The following is a 23576-nucleotide window of genomic DNA, read 5'->3' as shown; positions in this document are numbered from 1 at the left end:
CTAATTGGTAGATTTCACTATGTAGATTCATTTTAAGTATTGATCTTTCTTATTCCTTTATTTATCCTGCTTTGAATCATTCAGAAAATCAATAAATGCTTTTACTTGAGCTAACTCAAGTGTAACATCCCGATAATATATCCACGTATTTCTTAGTAAATACCTATTCTCATTTAATAGAATAGGTGCAATAAATAATTCCTCATCGTTCTTAATACAAATCTCCGGTAGAATAGCGTATCCTAGACCATTTAGTACAAGTTCCTTGCATGTATCAATCCGATCTACTTCCATCGAAATAATTGGTGGAACCGAATACGTTGCCTGCCACCAGTTTTCGATTGTATTTTTTAGGGATTGGTCCGTCTGATAATTCACTCTTGGCAAGAAAGGAAGATCGTCAAATTCTACTTTTTTACTAGAAGCAATACAAATCTTTTCTTCACGTAATAATATCTTATTTTCCTTCCAGTTATAATCGCCCCTTACAATTCCGATATGCGATTCTTCTTTTTGGAGCAATTGATGAATATCGGAACTCCATCCTGTTTTTAAATTCACCTCTACATCCGGGTATAATGCTAAAAAATCTTTTAATAAGGATGGAAGTTCATATCGAGCAAATAGGCCAGAAACACCTAATCGCAATGTACCTTTTACGGTATTATCCATATTTAAAACATGCTCTTTCGTCTTGCGTAATTGATAAAGCATGTCATGTGCATATTGTACAAGAAATTCTCCTTTTACCGTGAATTCGACTCCTTTTTTTCCTCTTGAGACGATCTTTGTATCAAATTCTTTTTCCAACTGTTGTAATCGATATGTTAACGCTGGCTGGGAAATATAAAGCCGTTGTGCTGACTTCGTTATATTCTTCTCCTCATGAAGCGTAGTTAATATATGCCAATCTTTTTCATCCAATAATCGTACCTCCTTTAATGAGAAAGAATATTCAATCAATTAATCTCATCATATCACTTGATTACTTATTAATAAATTTTTTTTATGGATTGAAATAAAAAAACGATATTATATTTATCTTTCATTTTACTTTAGGATAACGTTAAAGAGTTACCATAACTGAACAGGAGGAGTCAGCATGTCAAATACACAAAGTTACGATGTAGTTGTAGTTGGAGCAGGGAATGCAGCATTATGTTCGGCAATCGCAGCAAAAGAAGGTGGTGCCAGCGTTCTTGTACTAGAACGAGGACCAGTGGAAAAACGCGGAGGAAATTCATTTTTTACAGATGGAGCGATTCGTGTTGCTTACAATAATTTAGACGCTATCCGAAAGGTCATACCTGAATTGACAGACGAAGAAGCAGAAATGATTGTGATGCCTGAATACGCTGAAAAAGATTACTATGATGATTTGATGCGAGTTACAGGTGGAAAAAGTGATTCTGGATTGGCTAATCAGCTTGTTTCTAAATCTTATGAAACGATTGCATGGATGCGAGATCTAGGTATCAAATTTGAGTTAAATTATGAAAATCAATCCTTTATACAAGATGGTAAACGCCATTTTTGGGGTGGTTTACCTATAAAAACGGAAGATAAAGGCGTGGGGCTTATGAAACAGCTTTTCGCTAGAGTGAAAGAGCTCGGCATCGATACTTGGTATGAATCGCGAGCAGTGAAATTAATCAAAGAGAACGACCAGATTACGGGTATTGTTGTGGAAAAAGACAAGGAAGCCATTACGGTAAATACAAATAGTGTCATTTTAGCTTGCGGTAGTTTCGAGGCAAATAAAAAAATGAGAAGTGAACATATCGGTGAAGAATGGGAAGCAGCAATTGTCCGTGGAACAGAGTTTAACACGGGTGACGGTATTTTCATGGCTTTAGAAGTAGGGGCTCAAAAATTTGGAGAATGGTCCGGCTGCCATTCGATTGGGACAGATTCTAACGCACCGAAAGTGGGGGATTTTACAAAACCAGGTGATATTTTCAAAAAGCATTCGTATCCCTACAGTATTATGCTCAATAACGAAGGAAAACGTTTTGTAGATGAAGGAGCAGATTTACGGAATTATACGTATGCCAAATATGGTCGCGAAGTATTGAAACAGCCTGGCCATGTAACTTTCCAAATTTATGATGCACAAGTACGCCCGATGTTGCGGAAAGAATATGATTTGCAAGAAGCTACTTTCTATCAAGCTGATACGCTTGAGGAACTTGTGAATTTATTGCCAGTAAATAAAAAACAATTTTTAGAGACGATCGAGGAGTATAACAAAGCGGTGCAAGAAGGCGATTACAAACCTGCAGAGAAAGATGGGAAAGGAACGAAAGGGCTTACTCCACCAAAATCGAACTGGGCACTCCGAATCGAGCAAGGTCCATTCTACGCATTCCCTGTAACATGTGGTATCACATTCTCGTTCGGTGGACTACATGTAGATACATTGGGAGAAGTGTTAAATAAAGAAGAACGACCAATTAAAGGACTGTTTGCGGCTGGTGAAATGATTGGTGGAATCTTTTACGAAAACTATCCGGGCGGATCTGGTTTAATGTCTGGTGCTGTTTATGGAAAATTAGCCGGTACATCCGCTGCGCGGTATATTTTGGATAAAAATGCGGAGCTAGTGAACTAATTTTATACGAATAGAATACTCTTTGATTTTTGTGTCGAGGAGTATTCATTTAAATTATAATGTATGCGCTTACATGACTTGCTATAAAAAATGGAGATTCATACTATCTGAAGGGGTGAAGTAGTAATGATGAAAACAGCAAAATGGAAAGGTATTTTACTTGGAACTATTATGGCGGTGGGGTTAGCGGGCTGTAGTGAATCAGGGAGTAATACTGCGAGCGGAGCAAGTAAAAATGTGTATCCTGAAAAAGCAATTGTTGTCGTAGCACCTTCTGGACCGGGCGGTGGGTGGGACCGGACAGCGCGGACATTTACGAAAGTGATGACAGAATCCAAGCTTGTGGATGGGAGCATGATGGTTGAAAATCAGCCCGGTGGTGGTGGGACTGTCTTTCTTGCTAGTTATGTTACACAAGATGCTAAAAATGACTACAAATTATTCACAGGATCACCTCCCGTTTTAATTAATCATTTGAAAAAAGAAGGGAATAGTCCTTTTGGACATAACGATACTACGCCGCTTGCTCAATTAACGAAAGATTATGGCTCTATTGTCGTGAAATCAGATTCTAAATATAATGATCTCCAATCTTTACTAGATGATTTGAAAAAGGATCCCACTTCTGTGACATTTGCAGGAGGATCGGGTCCTGGCTCGATGTATCATTTAGTTTCCATTTTACCTGCATATAAGTCTGGAATAGATCATAAATCAATTAAATATGTATCGTATGATGGCACCGGAGAAGCAATGACTGCTTTGCTAGGTGGTAATGCTGATGTACTTGCAACAGATGCCTCATCCGTAACCCAGTATGTAAAAGCTGGAGAAGTAAAAGTACTTGCGGTCGCTTCACCGGAGCGGTTGGGCGGGGAACTTAAAGACGTTCCAACTATGAAAGAACTAGGAATCGATGCAGAGTTTATGATTTGGCGCGGAATTTTTGGACCGAAAGAGATGAGTGAAGATGCGCTTAGTTATTGGAACGATAAACTTCAAGAAATGGTAGAAACTGAAGAATGGAAAACAGCTATGACAAGTTCTGGCTGGGAAAGTGACTATAAAAATTCAGAAGACTTTAAACTATTTTTAGATCAGCAGAATGATCAAATTGCTGAATTGCTTAATGCGCTAGGTATGGCTAAATGATAAATAAATATTAAACTAGAACGTATAGGTCTTTGTATTCTACGAGGGTAGTTATGAAAAAGGTGCTAGATTCCGATGAAAATCAGAATCTGGCACCTTTTATTTTATTATATGTATTTACTAGTGTCCCAATATTTTATATTCATACTTCCACTTTATCTCCAGATTTAAGCCTAACTTGATCGCCTTTGGAATATCCATTAACTACCCGCTCTGGTGTACCGGTGAAAATCACATCCCCAGGTTTCAACGTTATATCCTGAGATACATAACCAATGATTGTACAGTAGTTACAAATTAAATCTTTTGCATTGGCAGATTGGCGAACTTCTCCATTTACTTTACATTAGATGTCTAAATTGTGAGGGTAGATGTCGTCCAAGTTACCAGGTAAGGTCCCATTCGAGCAAAGTGATCCAGTGATTTACCGAGTACAAGAGCATAAGCTTTACATAAGTAAACTCTCATTAAATCTATACAAATAGACTCGGTCCATTTTTATTGGATTGACCGTCCCAGTTCCCGACTTTTTTGTCTATGAAAAATAGAGTTGTTAAAAATGAAAAGAACTTAATTTTCACCACTTTTTTTACAAGAAATATTTTTCAACTAAATTATTAGAATAATTTAAATTTTTGTTGCAATTCGATTATTCAATATTGTATAGTCTTATACAAGAATGAATAAAGGAGGGAGAGTATGATGTCGATGTATTTTCTTCCAAATAGCGTGGAAGAAATTATTGATACCTATGACGAAGATATCATTATAACTTCCCGTGAAGGAAAAATAATCAAAGTTACTCAAATAAGCGGTGAACACTACGGTATGAGTCCTTCTGAACTTTTAGGGAAATCAGTTTTAGACTTACAAGCTCAAGGTATTTTCTCTCCAGCTATTACTCCTGAAGTTGTTGAAAAAAAGAAAAAAATTGTGACCGTTCAAATGACACCATCAGGACGAAAAGTATTAATAACAGGTATTCCGCTTTTTAATGACCAGCGTGAGGTTGAATTTGTTATTAGTTATTCTTACGAGCTTTCTGAACTAATCGTCATGAAAGAGTACTTGCAAGATTTAGAAACCGAAATGTCCAAAGTAAAAGAAGAGCTTGCCTACTTACGAGATCAGCATATTCAAATTAGTAGCTTGATTATGGAAAGTCATTCTTCTGCTCGTGCTATCAAAACAGCTCATAAAATGGCACGTCTTGATGTTCCCATTGTCATTCAAGGTGAGCATGGAGTTGGAAAAACATCGCTAGCAAAGTTTATTCATGCTCAAAGCAGTTACAGTGAAGGTTCTTTCATTGAAGTTAATTGTGGATCAATACCGGACTCTATATTTGAGGACGCTTTCGTCGGTCAACTAGACACTAAATCCCAAGGTTATCTCTCTCTTTCATCGGGCGGTACTCTCGTATTAAAGGAAATTGACCAACTGTCAATAGCTGCCCAAGCAATCCTTTTTACCCTTTTAAACAAGCAAACGACTACTAGAATTATTGCCATTAGCGAAATACCACTGGAAGAACTCGTCCATCAAAGCAAATTCCGAGAAGATCTATTTTACTTACTTCACATTACATCCATTGCTTTGAAACCATTACGTGAAAGACCAGAAGATCTTGAAAAAGCTTTTTCTTTTTATTTACAAACATTCAATAAGAAATATCAATACAATAAGAAAATTGCGGATGATGTGTACATCCACCTCCTTCAGCTTGAATGGAAAGCAAACTTCCGTGAGTTAAAAAACGTAATGGAGCGAATTGTTATTGAAAGTGAAACGAATTTAATCACCCTTCAAGATTTGCCAATACAATACCAACCATCAGAAGGGGAACAAATTGGTATTGAATTAGACGGTCAAAGTTTACCTCATATATTGGAGTTTGTTGAAAGGAAAGTACTATTGAATACACAAAAGCGTTACAAGACGACTACGGAAATGGCTCATGTATTAGGAATTAGTCAACCTTCTGTCGTTCGTAAGTTAAAAAAGTACTCTACTTCTTTAGACAAGAAAAACGAATAAATTCATATTGCCTTAGAAAGGGGGAGATAAAAAAGAGGCTAGAAAATTTATAGGAACATAGTGGAAAAAACACTTTTACATTCAAATTAATAGGGGGAATTAGGTTGAAGAAATGGTCATTGGTTGTATGTTCACTAATATTACTTATCGTGTTAACAGCTTGTGGGAAGGAAGAAAGTAAAATCGCTACAAATGGGAAAGTATCGACACCGTTAAAAGTGACTCTTCCAACATGGACAGGGTATGGTCCACTTTTTTTAGCTAAGGAAAAAGGTTTTTTTGAAAAAAATGGGGTGGACGTTGAACTTTCTATTGTGGAAGGCTTAGGGGAGCGTAAAGCAGCTTTAGCTGGAGGGAAAGTGGATGGTATGGCAACTGCGCTAGATGTACAAATAACGCTTGCTGGTGCTGGTATTCCAGTTAAAGTTGTATGGTTATTGGACGATTCTTATGGCGGCGATGGAATTCTTGTAAAAAATGATATTAATAGTGTAGAAGATTTAAAAGGGAAGAAAATGGCCTTTGAAGTAGGTTCAACAAGTCAACTGCTTGCATTAACTGCATTAGCTCAAGGTGGACTAACTGAAAAGGATGTAACAGTCGTCCAAATGTCAGCTGGTGATGCTGGTGCGGCGTTTGCAGCTGGACAGGTAGATGCAGCTGTTACTTGGGAACCTTGGTTAACTAAAGGAGCACAAGCAAACGGGAAAGTATTGTTATCTACAAAAGATTTACCTGGAATTATCATCGATACTGTTTCTTTTAAAGAAGATGTTATCAAAGACCGCCCTGAAGATATAAAAGCATTTGTAAAAGCAATGGGTGAAGCGATGGATTATTGGAAGAACAATAAAAAAGAAGCAAATGAAATAATGGCAAAAGGCCTTAGTATTGATGTAGCAGAGTTTGAAGCAACTGAAACAGGATTGAAATTTTTCTCAAAAGAAGACAATGACAACTTATTTGGTCTAGATGGTGAAAAAGGATCTATTTATGAATCGACAGAAAATACTATTCAGTTTTACAAAGATTCAAAAGTGATTGAGAAAGATGTAAAAGCAGAAGATGTAATCGATCCTAGTTTTCTAAAGTAAAGGAGTAGAGGTGTCGTTAACATTTAAAGTAAACGTTAACGACACCATTCCACAAAGATGTATAGAATGGAGGGATTTTTGATGGCAAATAAGTGGTTTACTCCTAAAAAAGAAATACCAAAGAAAATTTATACTTCAGTTGGGTTCATCACATTTCTTGTTGTTCTCGGATTATGGTCAATCTTAAGTTATAGTGGGTTTGTTAATGCCATATTTTTACCTACTCCTACAACAGTGTTAGCAACAGCCGTTAAGTTATTTGTAAGTGGGGATATTCTTTTAGATATTGGTATCAGTTTTTCAAGAGTATTTACTGGATTTCTAGTTGCTGCGTTAATCGGGATACCATTAGGGATACTTATGGGATCGTTACGAATTATGGAAGGCGCTTTTGAACCAATTATTGGTTTTATCCGTTATATGCCAGCTTCAGCATTTATTCCATTATTAATATTATGGATTGGCCTTGGTGAGGCAGAGAAAATGTCTGTTATTTTCTTAGGAACGTTTTTTCAACTTACTCTTATGGTAATGGATGTTACAAAAAATGTGCAAAACGATCTGATAGATGTCTCCTATACATTAGGAGCTAAGAATGTTCAACTCTTCACAAGAGTGATTCTACCCGCTTCCCTACCAGGAATTGTGGATACACTTCGTATTACGTTTGGATGGGCTTGGACTTATTTAGTAGTAGCTGAGATTGTTGGAGCATCTAGCGGTTTGGGACATATGATTATGCAAGCCTCTCGTTTCCTGCAGCCTGATAAAATTATTGTAGGCATATTGATAATAGGTTTATTGGGGCTTATTACGGATATCATGTTTAAGTCCATTTACCGAGCTTCGTTTTCTTGGATGAGAAAGGATGGATTTTAATATGGTGACACAGAAACAAGACACTACGGGAGAAAGTTCCGACTCAAAAATACAAGGTACTGCTATTCCAAAGACCACCACACCAAAGTTAGAAATTAAAGACGTCGGCAAAATATTTAAAACGAAATCTGGAGAAACAGTAGCACTCGAAAAGACTTCTTTTACTGTAGAAGATGGAGAATTTGTAACCATTTTAGGACCTTCAGGCTGTGGAAAATCCACCATATTACGCATCGTAGCGGGCTTAGAAGAGTCAACTTCAGGTCAAGTTCTCTTAGATGGGGAAGAAATTAATGGACCTGGGCCAGATCGTGGAATGGTATTTCAATCTTACACTTTGTATCCATGGTTAAATGTTAAAGACAATATTACATTTGGTTTAAAGTTAAAAAATGTTCCTCAAAAAGAGCGGGATGATCTCGCAAGACACTACTTACAATTAATAGGTTTAGTAGGGTTTGAGAAACATTACCCTATCCAGTTATCTGGAGGGATGAAACAAAGAGTTGCTATTGCTCGTGCTTTGGCCAACGATCCCAAAATACTAATAATGGATGAACCTTTTGGTGCTCTAGATGCCCAAACTAGAACGATCATGCAAGAAGTATTACTAAAAGCATGGGAAGAGTCTAAAAAAACAATTTTGTTTATTACACATGATGTCGATGAATCTATCTTTTTAGCAGACTCCGTTTATGTTATGACAGCAAGACCTGGACGTTTAAAGAAAAAAATTCCAATTACATTGGAACGACCAAGAGAATTTAGTATGAAAAGCACAGTTGAATTTGGAAATTACAAAGAGGAATTATTATCTCTCATTCGGGAAGAAAGTTTGAAATCTATTCATTAGAAATTCTCTTCCTACCTAGTTATTTTAAGTGTCACAATACGATTATGGAGGTCAATTTTATGGAAAATAATTGGGGTCATCTACTAAAAAACATGCCGAATCGGTTAGCTCCGAGTATGGCTAAGGATCATCCAAATCTACCAGTTGTGAAAGAGGAAGGTTGTTACTACTTCGGAGCAGATGGAAATAGATACCTAGATTTTACATCTGGTATTGCTGTAACAAATGTCGGTCATCGTCATCCGAAAGTTGTTCAAGCGATAAAAGATGCTGCAGATGGTTTAGTACACGGACCTTCGGGAGTAATCATGTATGAATCTATCTTGAAGCTAGCAGATGAACTTGCAGAAATTATGCCTGGGAATCTTGATTGCTTCTTCTTTGCAAATAGCGGAACAGAAGCAATTGAAGGTGCTCTTAAACTTGCTAAGTATGTAACGAAACGGCCATATGTAGTTTCGTTTACTGGTGGGTTTCACGGTCGTTCATTAGGTGCATTAGGTGTAACAACGTCCAAAAGTAAATATCGTAAATTTATGCAACCATCAGGGCTTACATATCAAATACCTTATGCAAATGTTAAAGGATGCCCTCCAGGGGTTGATCCTGAAACTTACGTAATCGATAAATTGGAAAATGACTTTGCAACATTATTTAATCATCAAGTAACACCTGAAGAGGTAGCTTGTGTTATTTTAGAACCTGTTCTTGGAGAAGGCGGTTATGTTGTTCCACCTAAAGGTTGGTTAAAGAAAATACGAGAAATTTGTGATCGCCATCAAATTTTACTAATTTTTGATGAAGTGCAAACCGGATTCGGTCGTACAGGCGAATGGTTTGCTGCGCAAACATTCGATGTTACTCCAGACATTATGGCAATAGCAAAAGGAATTGCATCAGGTCTTCCGCTTAGCGCAACAGTTGCGTCTAGTGAACTGATGAAGCAATGGCCGCTTGGTAGTCACGGCACAACATTTGGTGGCAATCCTATTGCATGTTCGGTCGCATTGACCACTTTAGAGATTATGAAAGAAGAAAATCTTCTTGAAAACACTAGAAAAATGGGAAGTTATGCAGTCCAACAACTAGAAAATATAAAAGCACGACATAGTGTTCTTGGGGATATTCGTGCTGTTGGTTTAATGATAGGTATTGAAGTTATTCATCATAAAACAGGTAAACCTAATGGAGAAGGGTTATTAAAGATCTTGGATCTGGCTCTAAAAAAAGGAGTATTATTCTATCTCTGTGGAAACCATGGAGATGTAATCAGAATGATTCCGCCATTAGTTGTGACAAAAGAGCAAATTGACGAAGGCTTACAAATGTTAGATGAAGCAATAACAGAATACGAATCGACGTTAGTAACTGTCGAGTTAGTTTAGACGATAAAGCCTCGCTAAAAAAGTAAAAGACAGAAATGTTGAGTTAACAACATTTCAGTCAAAAAGATCTGTTAGCAATAAAACTGCCAACAGATCTTTTTATGATTCATTAATCTTCGAAAAATATTTTTCCGGGATTTAATAATCTTTCTGGATCGTATATTTGCTTCATTTGTTTCATAACGGAAACTGCAGCACCATGTTCTCTATCTTGGAATTTTCTCTTACCAAGTCCGACACCATGCTCGCCTGTACATGTTCCACCAACTTCGATTGCTCTTATTGCGAGTGCTTCGTTTGTATACTCTGCTTTTTCAAACTCGCCTTCCACTTTTGGATCATAAAGAACAATTGTATGGAAATTTCCATCGCCGACGTGCCCCAGCACGCCTCCTGTCAATCCAGCTTCATTAATTAGTTCGCGAGCATATACAATAAGTTCTGATAGCTTCGATATTGGAACGCACACATCTGCTCCTGTATTGGCCAATCCTTTTACATGTTGGTATGCATAGGACATTTCATGACGTGCTTTCCAAAGTTCCGTTCGCTCTTTAGATCCACTTGCGACATCCCAGTTGTCACAATCTAGTTCGCGCATTAATTGTTCTACAAGCTTTGCTTCTTCCTCAACCGAGGTCATCATACCTGCAAATTCAAAAAATAGGGAATGAGCAACTGGAAGATTATAGTCCCCATATGCATTCACTTGTGCAATACTATCTGCATCAACTAGCTCCATGCGCATGACTGGTATCCCGCTTTGTAAAATAGTTTGAGCGGCTTCAGCACATTCTTTTGGTGTACTAAATGTACATCGTGCTGCTATCGTATGTTCTGGAATCCCATGAAGTCGTAAGGTAATTTCAGTGATGATGCCCAATGTACCTTCGGATCCAGCAAATAGGCCAGTCAAATGGTATCCAGAAGACGACTTTTTAGCATGTGAACCTGTATGAATTACTCTTCCATCGGCCAAAACAACTTCTAGATCGAGCAGTTGATCTCTCATAGATCCATAGCGAACTGCTGTAGTACCGCTCGCATTCGTAGCCACCATTCCCCCAATCGTTGCATTTGCACCTGGATCGATTGGAAACATTAAGCCATGTCGATTTACAAACTTATTTAACTGTAAGCGTGTAATACCTGGTTGTACCGTAATCATTAAATCTTCGGGTGAAAACTTTATGACATTATTCATATTTTCAAAGTTAATAGAAATCCCTTTTTGAATTGGAATTGCTTGCCCTTCTAAACCAGATCCTGCACCAAATGGTGTTACAGGTACTTTATACTCGCGTGCTACCTGCATAATCCCTTCTATATCTTCTCGTCCTGTGGGAAAGCAGACAACCTCTGGCTCTACAGGTGGATGAAAAGATTCATCATGGCTATGACGAAACAATTCGTTTTCATTTTGGCTAACTTTTTCCTCTCCGAGACGCTCTAGCAATTTCTGGATAAACACCTGATAACATCCTTTACTTATTTAAATTTTTTAGAATCAATTTCACAATAAATCAAAGAAATTCAACGAGGTTGATTACTACTTGACCTAAAAACAACGTGATTAAAACTGCTAAACAGTAATAATATTAAAAAGAAAATTCTGAATAATATTAATTGTAATAAAAGCCGTTCCCACTAGCAAGAGTTCAATTTCAATAGGTGAAGAAATAATCTTGAAGAGACCTTGTGTAAAGAACATTTCTGACAATTACTCATCAAATGAGCTAGCACCAAATAATGCCCACTAGATTTTCAAGTTTGGAGTTATTTATTACATTATCTATTGGTTGTTTTGAAGAATTAATTCAATGTTAAGTTCGATAAGTTAAAATAAATGAATAATACAAAAAAATTACTTCTTATTCATTTTAGCTTAACAATTGGTAAGTAAAGTTTACTCTTAGATAATATATTAGGAGGAATGAATGTTGGATTTTAAAACAAAGTTATTTTCAGGTATTACGGCAGTAGGAATTTTAATGGCCGGGAGTCATTCTTATAATGTACTTGCGGAACAACCGCCTTTGTTTCAATATAAAGGGGAAGATTTACAAGTTACGCAAATTGCTCAGTATGACAGTGGTTCTGGAATTGGTGGAACGGAAATTTTAACCTATGACGAGAAGCTAAAACGCGCATTTGTGACAAATGGTGCTGAATCTGGCATTGATATTCTTTCATTTGAAAAGTTGAAGTCTGGACATTTCACGAATGTGAAGTCGCTAAAGCGTATATATTTGAAGGACTTTGGAATTAACGGAGTAAAAGATATTACTAGTTTAGCTGCCCATCCAACGAAGGATTTAGTTGCGGTCTCAGTCGTAAGTGACCCTAAAACGGATCCAGGTTATATTGTATTTTTAACGAAATCTGGTGAATTTTTGTCTCAGGTGCAGGTAGGTTCGTTACCTGATATGGTGACTTTCACGCCAGACGGTTCTAAAGCAATTGTTGCGAATGAAGGTGAGCCAAGTGACGACTATTCGGTAGATCCTGAGGGTACGGTATCCATCATAGATGTGTCGAATGGTGTAATTAATGTTAAAGCACATAACTTATCCTTCAAAGATGTAGAGTTAGATGATAAAGTTCATGTAAATTCGAAAGGGACAACTTTACAGCAATTAGAGCCTGAGTACATTTCCGTTTCAGCAGATAGTAATTTTGCCTATATTTCTATGCAAGAGAATAATGCAATTGCAACGTTAGATTTGAAGGCTGGAAAAATTCTACACGTAAAGGGTCTAGGTGTAAAAGATCATTCAGTTGAAGGAAATGAATTAGACGGAAAAAGAGATGATAAAACAAAGATTGAACGTCTTCCGCTATTAGGCTTGTATATGCCTGATGCAATTGATACATTTACGCACGATGGTAAAACGTATATTTTAACTCCAAATGAAGGCGATTCTCGTGATTATGAGGCATATAGTGAGGAAGCCGAAATTGCAGATATCGCAGATAAAATTAAGTTAAAAGCAGATAATTATAAAGGTTACACGCAAGCCGAGTTAGATAAACTAGTAGCCGGTGGTTTATTCAAAGATATTAAAAAAACTAAAATAACCTTGGAACATGGCTTAGCAGAAGATGGAAACTATGAAGCGTTGTATACATATGGGGGGCGTAGCTTTTCGATATTTGATGCTGCTACGATGGAGCTAGTGTACGACAGTGGAAGCGAATTTGAGGAAATTACCGCTAACGCAAAACCAGAATTCTTTAATACAGACAATGAAGAAATTGTATATGATAAGCGTAGCTCCGCAAAAGGACCAGAGCCCGAAACTGCCGTAAGTGGTCAGATTAATGGAACAAACTATGCATTTATAGCGTTGGAGAGATTTAGTGGAATTATGGTGTACGACCTGTCTAATCCTTTAAGCCCTAAATTTGTCACGTTAATCTCGAGCCGTGATTTTACTGCGGATATAAAAGGAGATGTATCTCCTGAGGGGCTACGATTTATAGATGCACAAAATAGTCCTACCGGCTATCCTCTTTTAGCAGCAACGCATGAGGTGTCAGGAACAGTAGCTGTCTATGAGTTTGGTGGGAAAAAGTTGCCAAACGGTCCTAAATTTAAAGATGTAAAGCCTAGTCATTGGGCACATGCATTTATCGAGGATTTAGTAGGAAAAGGAATTGTAAAAGGAAAAACAGCAGAGAACTTTGCCCCAGAGGATAAAGTAACTCGCATACAATTTGCTATGATGATTGCGAGAACTTTAGATGTAAAACCGACAACGAATAAACGGACATTCACCGATGTTCCAGCAGCTGCACAAGCAGAAATCCAAGCGCTGATGGAGACTGGAATTATATTAGGGAAAGCAGATGGAAGTTTTAAACCAAACGAATACCTAACTCGTGAGCAAATGGCAGCAATAATCGTACGAGCTTACGAATATCAAACAAATACTAAAGTACAAGTTGAACAGGTAAAACAATATAAAGATTCGAATAAAATTAGTAGCTACGCTAAAGAAGCAATTGAAAAAGCACATGCGCTAGGAGTAATGACAGGCAACCAAAATGGAGAAATCCAACCTAAGGTAAGCTCTTCCCGTGCACAAGCTGCCAAAGTAATTTCCGAGATGTTATCGAAAACAACTGGTAAATAACTTGTTATGTGGCGGTTAGAGTGATTTATGTGTTAGTTTTTGAGTTTATGTGGTAGTTCACAATATGCAAATTTAGAACGTCAGAAATGGCGTTCTTTTCTAATTGATCAGCTATTTAATTGAAAAAATGAAAGATTAAAAGGTCATTTAGGGTAAAGGAGAGAAGCGAATATATTGCAGGAGGATTATTTTATGACTACAGTAGAATTGAATGAAGAAATTATAAAAGTATTGGAATACGGTTATACGCTAGGAAACGAGAATAAAACTATCAAAGCAAGCGAGCTAATCGATGAGTTATCCGAGCAATTGAAAATCCTATTTAAAGATACAAGTAAATAATAGATTGCTGTGCCGCCCTTTTCATAAGGGTGGTTTTTTTGTGGAGTAAGTTTCCTTAGCTCTAGCCAGTATGGGCTATATTGAAAGGTTATGGGCTATTTTTCAGATTTTATAGGCTGTCCATTTCATAGAATCTAAATTCTGGTAATCTTTTATACGTTTAAGCACTTGTCCACTAGTGTAAAAGGGACTAAAATGAATTGGGTAATATTGCTTATTATTATATAGGGAAGTGGCTTTCTTGAAAGAGGGAATTCAGGTTTACAGCTTAGATTTAGAGACGCGTTTACTGATTGATATTTTGGACTTCGATGAGCGGCAGGAAGAACTCACACCGATCGAACGTGACGCTTTTCTTTTATTTAGAAAAAAGGTAGAAGACAATTTAGGGATTTTTACGATTGATGAGAAGAACTTTTCCGTCAGTATGCAGCATCAATTATTCACGATATACATAAATGCTTTGACTCAAATAATTCAAGAAATGGTGCAAGAGATAAAACTCCAAAGCCTACTGGAAGAAAGTATGAATCCTGAAAAAGTGAAGTTATCTGCTGCTGTGCTTTCCATTGCCTGCCATTATCGTTTTCCTTTTGGTTTATATGACCGGGTAATGTCTGTGGAGGATTATCTAAATACTAAAGCAGAAGACAACCCAGAAATATCTCACTTATTTAATGTCGATTTTCAATTGGAAACATTACGCCCAAAAGCTTGGGAGTATTACAATAAACCGGCAAAAACTTTGTCACTTGTCGATTATTTTGAGCAGGAAGTAGAAGTTACCTTTGAGGATAATAAACGATATTTTGCTTTTTTAAAGATCCAAAGATTACTGCGGGCAATACGCCTAGATTCTAAAGGGGACTGGCAATATCCTGAAGCTAGGGATTTTTCATATTGGGAAATGAAAGTAATAACGGAGGATTTGCTCTTTACATTACGTGCCGAGTTAAGAGAAGTCCATTTGAAAAACGATGAAAACGAGATTCCAATTATCGTTTATGCTATTAATGTAGTTTCCAACTTTCTAATTGGAGTGCAAGGTGGGGAGACAATTTCCTCTCAATCCATTAAAGTGGAGCAGCAATTGCGATCGGACTTTTTAAATGCAGGTATCTTTGGTGCTTCGATGTATAATACATCCCTAGTTTATGCAGATGATGTAAGGATTTTGGGATCTAGAGGGCATGGTGTTGCTGCAGAGCATGCCAACCATATGATTGATAAGTTAAAAGGAAAGGATGCTGTTTTAGAGGGGCATGACAATAAACTAAACGGCGCTGATCGAATTGTTGGTAATGAATATATTCAGACAAAATACTGTAGAACAGGTGGTATATGCATCGAAGAGTGCTTCGATAGAGGTGTATTCCGTTATGTAAATGATGGAAAACCGATGGCAATTGAAGTGCCAAAAGATAAATACGAAGACGCTATTAAATCGATGCAAGCACGCATTGAACGTGGAGATATGAAAGAGCTCGGAATTACAGATCCGGATGCTGCAAAAGATATCGTAAAGAAAGGAAATATTACATATAATACTGCTCGGCGTATTGCCAAAGCAGGAACAATCGAAGGAATTGTCTACGACGCAGGCTCTGGAATGATTCAGGCGTCACAGGCTCTCGGAATATCCGTTACTATTTCATTCGCACAAAGTATTTGGCGAGGCGAAGATATAGAGGAAGCTGCTAAAAATGCGATGAACACGGGTTCTAAAGTGTTTGGAACCTCTATTTTTACCCATATTGCAACGAAACATATTGGCCGAACAGCAGTGGAAAAAAGCCTCAGACCGATGACAGACTATATGACAAAGAAAGTTTTAGGTTCGAAGGCATCGGCGAAGATTGTAAATACATTCCTCAGACAATCGGGTAAAAAGGCAATTCACGGAGCGGCAGCGACAAATCAATTATCTAAAGTGCTGAGAGGTAATATGGTAACAATGGCAGTAGCAACTGCTGTAATGTCTAGTGGCTCTATATATGATGCAATTGCAGGTAGGATTTCTGGAAAGCAATTGTTCAAAAACGTCGGCTCCACTGGTGCGAGTGTTGGCGGTGCTGCAGCTGGTGCTACTATAGGCTCTGTTGTGCCAGTTGTGGGTACTTTCATAGGTGGTATGATTGGTGGTTGGGTAGGTGCGAAGGCTTCTAAAAAAGCGCTTGATCACTTTATTGAAGATGATTCGGTTGGAATATATGAGCTAATGAAAAAAATATTCGTATCCAACTCGGAAGAACTAGGATTGAATCGTGAAGAGCTGAACTTTATGATGGATTATGTATTTGATCAAAAGAAATTACCAAAGACTATAAAGCTCATCCATGCCTCTGATGATAGAGAAGAATATATAGAAGAAATGCTCGAACCGTATATTGAAGCGGTATTAAAATCACAGCCAATCGTACCACAACAAATGAATTTGGAAATGCTAGTGGCTTAGTTCACAGTGAAAAAGCACGTTAGCAGCTTATAGATATGATAGGATAATAGTTGGAATACGAAAATACCTCAGATAAGGAATTAAACCAAATGAAAAAGATTAAAATGTTTCTTGTAGTATTAGTATGTTTTATTTTATTTGCTCCTTCTGTAGGGGCGCAATCCTTCAAGGATGTTCCCTTAGACCATTGGGCGCATGATGAAATACGTTTTCTTACGGACAAACAAGTAATTCGTGGATTTTCGGATAGTAGCTTTAAGCCGCTAACAACACTGACGCGTAAGGATGCCGCAGTGATGATTGTAAGAGCGTTAAAACTTCCGACGGTACAACGTCCTACTGTAAAGCCGACTGATTTGAAGCCAACGATGGTTGGCTATGCTGAAATGATGATAGCAGCCAATAAAGGGATGTTCACAATCACTAATAATTCATTTAAACCTGGTAGCCCGCTTACTCGTGAAGAGATGGCTCGTGTACTTGCTGTTGCTTATGACTATAAAGGTGCCGGAAAGTCAATATTCAAAGATCTTTCGAAGACGAGCTCCTATTATAAATTCATTGATGCAATCGCCCAAAATGACATCACAACAGGCTACTCGGACGGAACATTCAAACCAAAAGTAGTCGTGAATCGTGCGCAATTTTCAACATTTTTGAAGCGAGTATACGAGCTGCCACTTTCATTTACGGTGAAGCAAGATGGAAAAGTGCTGCAGGAGGTTCGATCAGCAGAAGAGGCGATTACACTAGCTGTGAAGTATCCAAGAGCGACTGTTCATCCCAAAAATAATTCTCTTATGAATTATGCGATGAAACCAGCTGCGCTCACGCCGACCGGTATTAAAAATGGAGTACTTATATACAATGGAGCTGAAAAGGAGTATTTTTCCTCGGACTTTTTTAAACCTTATTTATCAAACGGGACGAGTACCCTTTTCGATACATTTGTTGTGCTCGGCCGTACGTATGCAGGTGGTGAATTCGCTGAAACATCCAAAAATAAAGCGAACTACAAAGAGTGGAAGTGGTACGCAGATACGACGTTTGCCAAAGACGGGGCACTAGATGCGTTGAATCGTGCTGCAGCCAACGAAAAACGAAAAGTTCAAGTGTATATTGCAATCCCGTATCCTAAACGAAACGAGTCTATCATTAAACTGGACGGCGCAAAAGTGAATAATACATTGCAAGCACGTGAGCAACTAGTCAACTGGTATATCTCCACAGTTGAAGATAAATGGAAAAAACAGAACTATAGCAACATTACTATGAAGGGCTACTATTGGTTAAACGAAACCGTTATCCATGCGGATGACGAACGTCTAGTCACAAGTTCAGCCAAAAAAGTCCATAACCTAAATAAAAAAATTATTTATGCACCACATGCACGCACAACGAATTTTGAAAACTGGAAGTATTACGGTTTCGACGGTGCCTATTTACAACCAAACACATTCAGACTGGCATTAGGCGATCCTCAAAAGAGGTTACACAAAGCATTTCTAGAAGCACAAATTAAAGGAAGTGGCATTACCTTAGAAATCGACACATATTCACCTCACCAGATGGACGCTGGTCTAACGAACTTCTCACAGTATTTAGAATTCGCAGAGCGGTACGGATTAAACGGACAAAGCCTACTTCTATACCAAGGAACGGATATGGTGAATCGAATGGGAGTCTACAAACAAGCGCCATATCAAGAAGCTTACCGCCAGCTGAGTGAACTGCTTCAGTAAAACGCGTATTGCTTAATCTCTACAAACTTTACTGCTAGATAATATAATGAAATAAAAAACTCTCCTTCTGTCCAATATGGCGGAAGGAGAGTTTCATTTTGTAGATAAAATGAAATAAACTTCCTTTCCACTAGTAAATCCACCAGGAGCGAGAGTAAACCCTGAGGAACCGAGAGTAAATTACACCCATCCGCTAGTACCACCCCCTCGAGAGCGAGTAAACAACAAGTGAACGAGAGTAAAGGCATTATGATTTCCGGCAGAAACATAACGAACAGCAAAAAACGTCCACTTTTTCGTCAAGTGGACGTTTTCATTACTAATATTTACCGAGTTACTTCCATTTCTTTAAATACTCCGCCAGCAATTCCCATTGCCTGAACGGCTTTTGGAAAACCTACGTATCCCGCACAATGGATGATAAGTTCGATAATTTCTTCTTTAGAGAGCCCAACGTTTAGAGCTGCCTGTAAGTGAACTCTCAGTTGGTCGAACGCTCCCTGGGTGATGAGTGTTGTTAGGGTGATGACTTCTCGTTGTGCGTGGGAAAGGGTGTTTCTAGAGTAAAGATCTCCGTATCCAAAAGATACAATCATTTCCCAAAGGTCAGGTGAGATTTTCTTCATCCCTTCCATGCCAGTTCGTACTTCTGGGGAAAATAGTTCCTCCATTGCCTGTAAACCGGCCTCGTATCGCTTATCCATTTCCATATTATTGCCTCCCCATAGTTGGTGGTATTTCGTTTTCATCTACTAATACTTCAATCACAATCGGTTTGTTTGTTTCTTTGATTTTATGTAATGCTTCTTTTATGTTATCGGCTAAATCGGATGGTTTTTGACACGTATATGCTTCCAGTCCCATAGATTCGGCAAAACGAGCGACATCAAGAGGAGTCTCATACACTCCACCAATTGAAGTGCCAATCATTTTTTGCATCCCTTTCTCAACCATATCCAACCGTCCATTATTCAAAACGATGAATAAGACAGCGGAGTTATAATTGTATGCGGTCGAAAGTTCTGTTCCATGCATGAACATACACCCATCTCCAACCAAGCACACAATTGTTTCTTCAGGGGCTGCTAGTTTTGCACCTATGGAATAGCCAATACCGTTACCCATTGCACCGAATATATCGTCAAAGAAGAAAGTCCCAGGCTTGTATATGTCAAAATACTTGATGCCGTAAAAAGAGTGGCTCCCATCATCTCCAAAAATAATTGCATCATCTGGAAGTGCGTAACGCATCGCCCGTAGTGCTTGGACAGCAGACATTCGCTCACCTGAATTATTTTCCGAAAGCTGAATCTTCTCAATGGCTGTTAAAAATGCAACGCTATCCGTTTTCGGTACATCTTCTAAAATAGCTGTCAGATTCGCTTTAATATCACCAAGTAAGGGGGTAGTTGGTACTTGAATTGATTTCCCGATAAAGGTTGGGTCGTAATCGAAGTGGATAAGATGCTCTGGATACATCGCTTCCGATAATCCGGCGATGGACATATCGCTTAATTTTGAACCGATAACGAGCATGAGGTCTACTTTCTCATTTAAGTATGCGGTTGCTTCGTCCGTACCACCCAATCCGAATGCACCTAATGAAAGTATATGATTGGAAGGGAATGATCCTTTTCCTCCTGGAGTGGTGATGACAGGGATGTTCCAATGCTCTGCGAGATGCAGCACTTCTGCGTATGCTTTACTTGAATGTACGCCTTTTCCTAAGAATAGAAGGGGACGCTTCGCCATATTCAGTTTATCGATCACATCACTCGTTTTAGGAGAAATCATTTCATGGGACACTGGTAAATCTAATAGGAATGGTTCAATCTCTTCTAGCAAAATATCGAACGGAATGGCAAGATGCACCGGTCCTTTTACGCCTGATATAGCTTTTTCCAAAGCATGCTGCAAAAATGGCTGTAGCATATCGCCACGTTCTACCCGTGCGCTAAACTTCGTGACCGATTTAAACATGTCCACAAGGTCTGCACCAAATAGACTAGAGTCTTGCCCCATTGCTTTTCCTGTATCTTTCATCGAAGGATGTCCCGTGATGATTAATAAGGGTAGATTAGAGGCTTTCGCTTGACCAGCAGCTGTAAGCAGGTTAGTGCCACCTGGTCCAGACGTACCAACTGCGACTCCAATTTTCTGATTCATTAAAGCGTAACCAGTCGCTTCAAATCCTGCGGCTGCTTCGTGTTTACTTAATACAAATTCCATTTCATGGCGCAAAATCTCGAATAATATAGGGGATACTGCCTTTCCAGGAATACCAAAAATATGCTGAAGTCCCCAATGTTTAAAATTTGCTACTAAAACGGAGGATGCCATTTTCATGCTGTTAGTCTCCCTTTAAGATCAATGTTGTTCTATATAAATTTTCTCAATTTCATCAGCGGGAAGAGGTCTACTAAAGTAATAGCCCTGTGAAATATCACATTGATGTTTTTTCAGAAATTCAAGCTGTTCCTTTGTTTCCACTCCTTCAGCAATAACTTCCTTATGAAGGTTATGTGCTAACGAGATTATTGCTTTTATAATGACGGCATCTTTTTCATTGTTCATCATTTCACCCACGAATGATTTGTCGATCTTAATATAATCTATTGGAAAATTCTTTAGATAATTAAGTGAACTATAACCTGTCCCAAAATCGTCAATACTGATGCCGATACCAAGTGCTTTCAGTTGTTCCAATACGTGGATAGAATAATCGTATTCCATTGCCATATATTCGGTAATTTCCACGACCACATAAGCCGGATTAATAGCGGTACGTTCGATTACATCTTCCATATAAGTAACAAGATTTCTGGTAAGGAATTGTTGGGTGGATAAATTAACGGACATTTTTACTGGTGTCATTCCAGCATCCTGCCATTTTTTGTTTTGGGTACAGGCCTCATCAATGACCCACTCTCCAATTTGAGTGATCAATCCGTTTTCTTCTGCCAGTTTTATGAATTTTCCAGGTGGTATCTGACCTAACTTTGGATGCTGCCAGCGGATTAAGGCTTCAAATCCAATTAATTTACCAGTAGCATTATTAATCTGCGGCTGATAATGGAGAACAAACTCATTTTGCTCTAGTGCTCTTCTTAAATCTATCTCGAGCATATAGTCGTCCAACATTGTATCTAACAATTCCGATGTATGAACAACATAGCGGTTTTTCCCTTGCGATTTTGCCTGATACATTGCATTATCTGCATAGACCAGAAGCTGTTCCGTTGTAATAGGGTAGTCAGGATAAATCGCAACACCAACACTAGCTGTCGTGTGTAATTCTTTCCCGTTAACAAGAAAAGGTTGCAGCAATAACTGGAGTATCTCTTTGGCTTTTCTCGTAACATAATCTACATCAGCAAAGTCTTGCAAAAGGAAGATAAATTCATCGCCACCCATTCGGGCAAGAATATCCTTTTTCCCAAGACAACCACTTAACCGATTGCTTACCTCGATTAGTAGTTTATCGCCATAAGAATGACTGAAGTTATCATTAATTATTTTAAAGCGATCCAAGTCGATGAATAAAAGGGCTAAAGTTCTATGCTTACCTGATTTTATTTCCTTAATAATGGATTCTATTTCCTTATTAATATATCGCCTGTTCGGTAGATTTGTTAAATCATCATGAAACGCTAAATAGTTATACTGTTCCTCCAATGTATAACGATCTGAAATGTCTCTAAATTGACCAAAGGCACCTATCATTTTGTCGTCTTCATAAATAGGTTGTGCATCGAACAAACACACAATGAGATTACCGGCTTCATCTTTAAACTTTATTTCTTCATTTTTAAATATTCTTTCGTGTTCGATTACTTCTTTAAAGTAAGTTCCTGTTAGATGAGATTCCAGAATATTTCTTCCCACCACTGATTCTCTGCTGTTACTCGAAATTTTTTGGGCGAAGTTATTAAACTCGGTAGTGATTCCTTTTTCATCTGTAATAACAATTCCATTTCTCGTTCTACTTAACATAATCTGATTCATAATGTTAAGCTTCCTATTTTGTTTTCTTAATAGTAATTCTCTTTCGATAGAGTCAACTGCCTGAGTTAGCATCGTTAAAAAAAGTTCGTTCTGAAATTGAATCGGCATCATGATGCACACGCTACCAAGCAAGTTGTTATCATCTGTATAGTGAAAGGTGGTCCCGTAACAAGCAATTTCATGAAGAAATGTGTGATAATGTTGATCGCCAATTAGACTAATCGGATGTCTTTGCTGCAACGTTAGACTAATAACATTTGTGCCTGTTTCTTCTTGGATAAATAGGCTGCCAGGCATGATGCCGAATTGTTCAATGGTAGACTTGATCGTTTCGTCTCCTTCAATTTCAAGAAGATAACCAGCTGCATCAGAAACAACTACAAGTATCGGAGTACCTTTCAAGGAATCGAGTAGCTTATTGGAGAAAAAACTCACAACTGATAGTATTTCGCAATATGATTTTCGCTTCTGTTCAAACTCTCTATCGCTTAAGAAAGTCTTTGGCCTAGATACCTCATTTGGATCCATCCCCGCAACTTTGCAGATTCTCTTTGATTCTGTAATGTAATAAGGCTCTATTATATTCATGTGATCCTCCTAAAAAAGTTCTTTATACTATATACCCTATTTTTCCAAAAGGGTTGTAATTTTATTATTAAAATAGTAAAAAAATAGAATCCATTTCCGCATAGGTTAATTCGCTTCGAAATAACCATTAGAAAGAATTCCCATCCTATCTATTTTACAGCAAAAAGTTGTTAAATTCAATGGGAGTGAGTCTTAGTGAAGTAACCACTCCCATTGAATAAATATAAAGAAATAAGTAGCTCTCCTTCTGTTAAATGGGGAGTGAAAAGAGATAAATTTTTGATGGGAAACGGTATA

At 38.0% G+C, this 23576-nt stretch carries 16 protein-coding genes and 1 pseudogene; 11 read left to right on the top strand and 6 right to left on the bottom strand.

What is annotated here, in order from left to right:
* Window positions 1–57 precede the first annotated feature (57 nt).
* Complete coding sequence (locus ACIQX2_RS03160; protein WP_402846868.1) at window positions 58–924, bottom strand: LysR family transcriptional regulator; 867 nt, start codon at window positions 922–924, stop codon at window positions 58–60.
* A 178-nt stretch (window positions 925–1102) separates the two neighbouring features.
* Here ACIQX2_RS03160 and tcuA point away from each other — a divergent pair, with 178 nt between their 5' ends.
* Window positions 1103–2611 (top strand): FAD-dependent tricarballylate dehydrogenase TcuA, encoded by a 1509-nt coding sequence (gene tcuA / locus ACIQX2_RS03155; protein ID WP_402846867.1) that lies wholly within the window; start codon window positions 1103–1105, stop codon window positions 2609–2611.
* A gap of 129 nt (window positions 2612–2740) precedes the next feature.
* Window positions 2741–3763 carry a tripartite tricarboxylate transporter substrate binding protein gene (locus ACIQX2_RS03150; RefSeq protein ID WP_402847482.1) on the top strand — a complete coding sequence of 341 codons (1023 nt, stop codon included), beginning with the start codon at window positions 2741–2743 and terminating at the stop codon, window positions 3761–3763.
* 142 nt (window positions 3764–3905) lie between these two features.
* Here the strand turns inward: ACIQX2_RS03150 and ACIQX2_RS03145 are convergent.
* Window positions 3906–4097: pseudogene (locus tag ACIQX2_RS03145) on the bottom strand (fumarylacetoacetate hydrolase family protein); the annotation flags it as partial.
* Between the two features lie 368 nt (window positions 4098–4465).
* Here ACIQX2_RS03145 and ACIQX2_RS03140 point away from each other — a divergent pair.
* The 5 genes from ACIQX2_RS03140 (at window position 4466) to ACIQX2_RS03120 (ending at window position 10011) form a co-directional block, all read left to right on the top strand.
* A complete protein-coding gene (locus tag ACIQX2_RS03140) occupies window positions 4466–5800 on the top strand; it encodes a sigma 54-interacting transcriptional regulator (protein WP_402846864.1) in 1335 nt (444 codons plus the stop codon).
* A 104-nt stretch (window positions 5801–5904) separates the two neighbouring features.
* Window positions 5905–6894 (top strand): ABC transporter substrate-binding protein, encoded by a 990-nt coding sequence (locus ACIQX2_RS03135; protein ID WP_402846860.1) that lies wholly within the window; start codon window positions 5905–5907, stop codon window positions 6892–6894.
* 81 nt (window positions 6895–6975) lie between these two features.
* Window positions 6976–7773, top strand: coding sequence for an ABC transporter permease (locus ACIQX2_RS03130; RefSeq protein WP_402846857.1), 798 nt, complete (start codon window positions 6976–6978; stop codon window positions 7771–7773).
* Entirely contained in the window at window positions 7763–8626 is an 864-nt protein-coding gene (locus ACIQX2_RS03125) for an ABC transporter ATP-binding protein (RefSeq protein WP_402846855.1), read from the top strand. Before ACIQX2_RS03130 ends, ACIQX2_RS03125 begins: the two co-directional genes overlap by 11 nt.
* A gap of 59 nt (window positions 8627–8685) precedes the next feature.
* Window positions 8686–10011 (top strand): aspartate aminotransferase family protein, encoded by a 1326-nt coding sequence (locus ACIQX2_RS03120; protein ID WP_402846853.1) that lies wholly within the window; start codon window positions 8686–8688, stop codon window positions 10009–10011.
* A gap of 109 nt (window positions 10012–10120) precedes the next feature.
* Here the strand turns inward: ACIQX2_RS03120 and ACIQX2_RS03115 are convergent, their stop codons facing one another.
* The gene (locus ACIQX2_RS03115; protein ID WP_402846851.1) at window positions 10121–11482 is read right to left on the bottom strand and encodes an FAD-binding oxidoreductase; all 1362 of its coding nucleotides are present in this window, start codon (window positions 11480–11482) and stop codon (window positions 10121–10123) included.
* 469 nt (window positions 11483–11951) lie between these two features.
* On the opposite strand from ACIQX2_RS03115, the gene ACIQX2_RS03110 reads away from it, so the two are divergent.
* The 4 genes from ACIQX2_RS03110 to ACIQX2_RS03095 all read left to right on the top strand — a co-directional run bounded on the left by ACIQX2_RS03110 (window position 11952) and on the right by ACIQX2_RS03095 (window position 18686).
* Window positions 11952–14147, top strand: a complete 2196-nt coding sequence (locus tag ACIQX2_RS03110; RefSeq protein ID WP_402846849.1) for a choice-of-anchor I family protein — start codon at window positions 11952–11954, stop codon at window positions 14145–14147.
* Between the two features lie 192 nt (window positions 14148–14339).
* On the top strand, window positions 14340–14489 hold the full coding sequence (locus ACIQX2_RS03105; RefSeq protein WP_402846847.1) for a YwzD family small protein: 150 nt from the start codon (window positions 14340–14342) through the stop codon (window positions 14487–14489).
* Between the two features lie 241 nt (window positions 14490–14730).
* Window positions 14731–16944, top strand: coding sequence for a hypothetical protein (locus tag ACIQX2_RS03100; protein WP_402846845.1), 2214 nt, complete (start codon window positions 14731–14733; stop codon window positions 16942–16944).
* A gap of 89 nt (window positions 16945–17033) precedes the next feature.
* On the top strand, window positions 17034–18686 hold the full coding sequence (locus ACIQX2_RS03095) for a DUF4855 domain-containing protein (RefSeq protein ID WP_402846842.1): 1653 nt from the start codon (window positions 17034–17036) through the stop codon (window positions 18684–18686).
* 326 nt (window positions 18687–19012) lie between these two features.
* Here the strand turns inward: ACIQX2_RS03095 and ACIQX2_RS03090 are convergent, their stop codons facing one another.
* From ACIQX2_RS03090 to ACIQX2_RS03080, 3 genes are read right to left on the bottom strand one after another with little or no spacing between them, the layout of a single operon-like run.
* Window positions 19013–19396, bottom strand: coding sequence for a carboxymuconolactone decarboxylase family protein (locus ACIQX2_RS03090; protein ID WP_402846840.1), 384 nt, complete (start codon window positions 19394–19396; stop codon window positions 19013–19015).
* A 1-nt stretch (window position 19397) separates the two neighbouring features.
* The gene (locus tag ACIQX2_RS03085) at window positions 19398–21032 is read right to left on the bottom strand and encodes a thiamine pyrophosphate-binding protein (RefSeq protein WP_402846839.1); all 1635 of its coding nucleotides are present in this window, start codon (window positions 21030–21032) and stop codon (window positions 19398–19400) included.
* Window positions 21033–21053: 21 nt separating this feature from the next.
* A complete protein-coding gene (locus ACIQX2_RS03080) occupies window positions 21054–23279 on the bottom strand; it encodes an EAL domain-containing protein (protein WP_402846837.1) in 2226 nt (741 codons plus the stop codon).
* Window positions 23280–23576: the final 297 nt, after the last annotated feature.

Source organism: Psychrobacillus sp. NPDC096623 (genome assembly GCF_044762655.1).
In the GTDB taxonomy this organism is placed as follows: Bacteria; Bacillota; Bacilli; order Bacillales_A; family Planococcaceae; genus Psychrobacillus.
This window is presented reverse-complemented; position numbering and strand designations above follow the sequence as displayed.

What these genes read in the sequence shown, in the direction of transcription:
- tcuA (WP_402846867.1), top strand. Translation starts at nt 1,103, where the DNA reads ATGTCAAATACACAAAGTTACGATGTAGTTGTAGTTGGAGCAGGGAAT.
- ACIQX2_RS03150 (WP_402847482.1), top strand. Translation starts at nt 2,741, where the DNA reads ATGAAAACAGCAAAATGGAAAGGTATTTTACTTGGAACTATTATGGCG.
- ACIQX2_RS03140 (WP_402846864.1), top strand. Translation starts at nt 4,466, where the DNA reads ATGTCGATGTATTTTCTTCCAAATAGCGTGGAAGAAATTATTGATACC.
- ACIQX2_RS03130 (WP_402846857.1), top strand. Translation starts at nt 6,976, where the DNA reads ATGGCAAATAAGTGGTTTACTCCTAAAAAAGAAATACCAAAGAAAATT.
- ACIQX2_RS03125 (WP_402846855.1), top strand. Translation starts at nt 7,763, where the DNA reads ATGGATTTTAATATGGTGACACAGAAACAAGACACTACGGGAGAAAGT.
- ACIQX2_RS03120 (WP_402846853.1), top strand. Translation starts at nt 8,686, where the DNA reads ATGGAAAATAATTGGGGTCATCTACTAAAAAACATGCCGAATCGGTTA.
- ACIQX2_RS03105 (WP_402846847.1), top strand. Translation starts at nt 14,340, where the DNA reads ATGACTACAGTAGAATTGAATGAAGAAATTATAAAAGTATTGGAATAC.
- ACIQX2_RS03095 (WP_402846842.1), top strand. Translation starts at nt 17,034, where the DNA reads ATGAAAAAGATTAAAATGTTTCTTGTAGTATTAGTATGTTTTATTTTA.
- ACIQX2_RS03090 (WP_402846840.1), bottom strand. Translation starts at nt 19,396, where the DNA reads ATGGAAATGGATAAGCGATACGAGGCCGGTTTACAGGCAATGGAGGAA.
- ACIQX2_RS03085 (WP_402846839.1), bottom strand. Translation starts at nt 21,032, where the DNA reads ATGAAAATGGCATCCTCCGTTTTAGTAGCAAATTTTAAACATTGGGGA.
- ACIQX2_RS03080 (WP_402846837.1), bottom strand. Translation starts at nt 23,279, where the DNA reads ATGAATATAATAGAGCCTTATTACATTACAGAATCAAAGAGAATCTGC.